The 3,715-nt window shown below is 67.2% G+C and carries 4 protein-coding genes; 1 reads left to right on the forward strand and 3 read right to left on the reverse strand.

Annotated features, from left to right (window positions below; all coding sequences use genetic code 11):
* From HUV06_RS15110 to HUV06_RS16710, 3 genes are all read right to left on the reverse strand, one after another.
* Window positions 1-423: hypothetical protein (locus HUV06_RS15110; protein ID WP_174302072.1), on the reverse strand; the 423-nt coding region annotated here is incomplete at its 3' end.
* On the reverse strand, window positions 393-1,388 hold the full coding sequence (locus HUV06_RS15115; RefSeq protein WP_174302073.1) for a hypothetical protein: 996 nt from the start codon (window positions 1,386-1,388) through the stop codon (window positions 393-395). The genes HUV06_RS15115 and HUV06_RS15110, both read right to left, overlap by 31 nt.
* 550 nt (window positions 1,389-1,938) lie before the next feature.
* Window positions 1,939-2,652: an EF-hand domain-containing protein gene (locus HUV06_RS16710; RefSeq protein WP_371811095.1), complete on the reverse strand. Its 714-nt coding sequence runs from the start codon at window positions 2,650-2,652 to the stop codon at window positions 1,939-1,941.
* A 24-nt stretch (window positions 2,653-2,676) separates the two neighbouring features.
* On the opposite strand from HUV06_RS16710, the gene HUV06_RS15125 reads away from it, so the two are divergent.
* A complete protein-coding gene (locus HUV06_RS15125; RefSeq protein WP_174302075.1) occupies window positions 2,677-3,243 on the forward strand; it encodes a TetR/AcrR family transcriptional regulator in 567 nt (188 codons plus the stop codon).
* The last annotated feature ends 472 nt before the right edge of the window (window positions 3,244-3,715 follow it).

The raw sequence follows: 3,715 nt of genomic DNA on the forward strand, positions 1-3,715 counted from the left end.
CACCACCGCGCCGTGGCGGGCGGCCACGACGAAGGCGCCCGGGCGCGCCAGGGCGTCGCTTGGATCGCCCGTGAGAGCCTCCGACGGAGCGGTGTCGCCGCCCGTCTCGTGCGTCAGCGCAGCGGAGGCCGCGGCGGCGTCGGCGTAGCGGGTACGCTCTAGCGTCATGCGCCGCACGTTGGGGCTGTCCTGCGGGCGCGCCTCCCAGCGACACTCCCCGTGTGCGTCGTCAGGCTCCTCCCAGTGGCTGTGGAGCTGGCCGCTCGCATCGCCGAAGAGCAGGGCTACCACGGCGTCGTGTGGAACCGCGTCGCACACGGTCGGAGCCGGTGCGGCGAAGGCGACGCCCGCCGGCGCGAGCGCCAACGCCGCAATGAGGCCCGCCAGCGGCGTCAATGCGAACCCGGCGGCTGGGCGAGCCACGGGCGGAGCTGGTCCGCGAGCCGCCCGGCAGCCGCTTGCAGCGTCGCCGCCATCGAAGGCCCGAGGGTCGAGCCTGCAGGCGCCACCTGCAGTTCGCCTCCCACGACGGCGTTGAAGGCCGCCTCGTCGACCCCCGGCGGCGGATCGTCGGCGTCCGGGTGCGCTTTTTGGTAGACGGCCATCATCGTTAGTTGGGTGGTGAAGAAGGCCTTGAGCTTGGCCTGCGCCGCTTCGGCGACCGCGGGGCGTAGCGCGCCATCGGCTGTCGCGTCGCCTCTCCACGGGACCGACCCGTCCTTCAGCGCCAGCGTGGCGGACAGGCTGGCCGACGAGGTGGCGGGATCGAGGTCCTGCCCGGAGCTGCTGAGCGCGCCCTCGATGATGTTCCAGCGCGGCCCCTTCGCCTCGGTCGTGAGGTCGTCGACCCCGAGCACCGCGTCCACGTGCAGCGCCGCCAGCATGGCCGCCAGCTCCGCGTGCGGTGCGCGTCGGTGCGCATCCTCGTTGGGGTCGACCCTGGCGCAGGCGGCCATCTCGGCCCTGGTGGCGAACCAGCGGCCGGGAGCCTGGCCATAGCTCAGTTTGAACGCGCCCTTAATCGCTTGCACGTGCCGTTGCTGGGCCGCGTCGACGCGCTCGACCGCCGCAGCCGGCAGGAGCGTAACCTCTACGCCCGCCCGGACCAGGGCGGCCCGGAGCGTCTCGAGGCTGGCCGTGGCGCGATCGTCAGCCCCGGGGGTCAAGGGCGCTTGCATGCAGCCGTCCGGGTCCACCCTGGCAGCGATCAGCGCGAGGTGGCGGAGGTGCGGCGAGGCGGTGGCCTCGCGCGCTAGGACCGGCCTGGTTGACGGCGGCATGTCCTCGACGATCGCCTCGCTTGGCGGCAGGATGACCGTGTCGGCGACGCTGGCTTGGTTTTTCGGGGCGCTCGGCTCGGCCCTGGTGGCGCCGGTCTCCGCGAGCATGGCGAGCCAGAAGGTTACGCCGGTTAGCGCCCGGCGGCGGCATCGTCGTTCCACACTCGTCAGGGGCATCGCTGAGACTTAGCCGTTCACGGGCAACTTACACCACGGACGATGTCCTGCGTCGATTGCGGCCCAGCTCAGGACAGCGCTTCTCAGCCACCATGACGTGTGGCGCGCTCGGCCTCTGCTGTCCTGAAGCTGGAGAAAGGCCAGAGTCCGCTTACGGGCGCAAATTCGCCGAAGCAGTTCGACTTCCCTGAAGCCTCAAACGGCATCAAAGGCAGTCGTAAGCGTAGACAGCTCGAATATGAGCCAAGAGCGCCTTAAACTTCATGCCGGGCAGACGCCCAGAGGCGGGAGGCGTCCTGAGCTCGGTGGTTTACCGGCGGGTCGCCACGTCAGCACCGTGCGAGTGGCAGCAGCTGACCCGTCCGGGCATAACACCGGGCGGCCATGTCGTTGGGCAGGCCCGGATCGCCGTTCGTCGCGCAGGAGTAGGCCGGTCTTACTTGTCTCGTCGAGCGTACCGCCGGGGCTTCTCGTGCACGGCTTACTCTGGTTCCGTCCCGCTCTCCTGTGGAGTACCGCTCATAGCCTGATGCCGAGCGAACATTTTCGTCGACGCGGCGTCCATCTCGTCTGATGTCAGGTAGCCGTCGTGGTTTGCGTCCATGCGCGCGAACGCCTTGGCTGGATCGCCTGACTTGGCTGGATGCAGGGCTCGAAACGCCGTCCACTCCTGCTGGCTGATCCGTCCGTCGTGATCTGTATCCGCCCGCATCAGCATCTTCCTGCGACGAGCCTGGAAGCTTGCAAGGTCACCTGTTGCCGGCGCCATCGCTTGCTGACCAGTCCCCGGCGGTGGCGGGGCTGGCGTAGGGCTGGATGCCGGCGAGGCGGCGGGTACGGCTGCGGGTGCAGCTGATCCACCCGCCTGATGCTGACTGCACCCCGCTAGAGTCGTCGCAGCAACCATCCACGTCCAAACGCCGACACGTCCCATCGCCAAACCCCTGCCACTCCGCGCAGCTGCAGCTTGAAGGATTGCGTGACGCCGGTCGAGGCTCAGACGGAGTTCGTCAGCCCCACGGGTGCCTGCCGCTAATCGGGCGCCGACCATTAAGCGTGACCCAGGGGTAGAGGGCAGGAGATTTTGTACCGTGCGGGGCCGTCGTGCAGCCCTCAGTCCTAGGGGGCCTAGCCATCGTTCAAGCCTGCATGCAGATGGCTTGGCGGGTAGAAGCCAGACGCCCGGCGGGAGCATATCATGACAACCCGGCCACTGAAGATGCTCGTCCCGGCGACCCGGACGGCGATCCTGGCTGCGGCGAGGAAGGTGCTACTGCAGCGTGGTCTCCAAGGCTTCACGACGAACGCAGTCGCGGCGGCCTCGCCCTTCAGCGTGGGCACGGTGCACAACTACTTTCCTGACAAGGCGCGACTGCTGCGCGCCTTGATCCAATGCGAATGCGAGGCTCTCGAACCCTGGCTTCGCTCACCGCCATATCCGTTCAACCAGAACGAATATGTCCGGCAGATCGTGATAGGGCTTCTGGCCTACCACCGAGCTGCGCCGCAGTTGGCTTGGCTCCTCTATGTCGAGGAGCGCCGGCAGGGCCTGCCCGACGGCCTCCAGGCCGCGGTCCGAAGGGCGTTGAACTTGGCGATGAGCGCATGCGACCCGCTTTCCGGCGATGGCTTGTCTTATTCAGGCGTTCTGTTTGGTGTCCTCTGGGGCATGGCGCAGGCCGCCAGTCGCATCCCGGACACCGACCTGGCCATGGCGACCAATCAGATGTCCGCCATGGCGATGCACTACATGCGACACGGCTATATCGGCCGAATGATCGGCTAGTGAACAGCTCAAGGAGCTTTCTCGAAACCCCCAACAGGCCGCGCTGAGTGATGGCTCAGCGGGAGGTTTAGTCCGACCGGCAGATCTAGAATCCGGGTCGGAAACCTTCCGGCAGAGGCGCGTCGCCGCCGCCTGGAAGGGTGGCTAGGCGGCAGGATCAGCTTGCTCACCGTTCCTCCTCCAACTTCGGTTATCCCGCCGGTCAGCGCAGCGGCCTAAGACGATCGTGCTGAAGCTCATTTCCGAAACGCTCGGCAGGCGAAAGGCGCAGAGGGCTCCAAGTTGTTACCACAAACAGAAACTCCGGGGCGGCACCGCAGCCTAGTGAGTAACTGCTCAGCCGTTGCCGATCTCCTGCGACCTGATGTACCCCGCGGGCTTCCCACAGGCTAATCATACCGGGCGTCCTAAATACTGACCTGCGCCCATTGGCGGGTTCCGATGGAGGTGATGACCTCCGGCTTGGCGATGA

The organism is Caulobacter sp. S45 (assembly GCF_903642205.1).
Lineage (GTDB): Bacteria > Pseudomonadota > Alphaproteobacteria > Caulobacterales > Caulobacteraceae > CAHJWH01.

Bases quoted from the DNA above. Each gene is read 5' to 3' on its own strand.
- HUV06_RS15115 (WP_174302073.1), bottom strand. From the start codon at position 1,388: ATGCTCGCGGAGACCGGCGCCACCAGGGCCGAGCCGAGCGCCCCGAAA.
- HUV06_RS16710 (WP_371811095.1), bottom strand. From the start codon at position 2,652: ATGCTCCCGCCGGGCGTCTGGCTTCTACCCGCCAAGCCATCTGCATGC.
- HUV06_RS15125 (WP_174302075.1), top strand. From the start codon at position 2,677: ATGCTCGTCCCGGCGACCCGGACGGCGATCCTGGCTGCGGCGAGGAAG.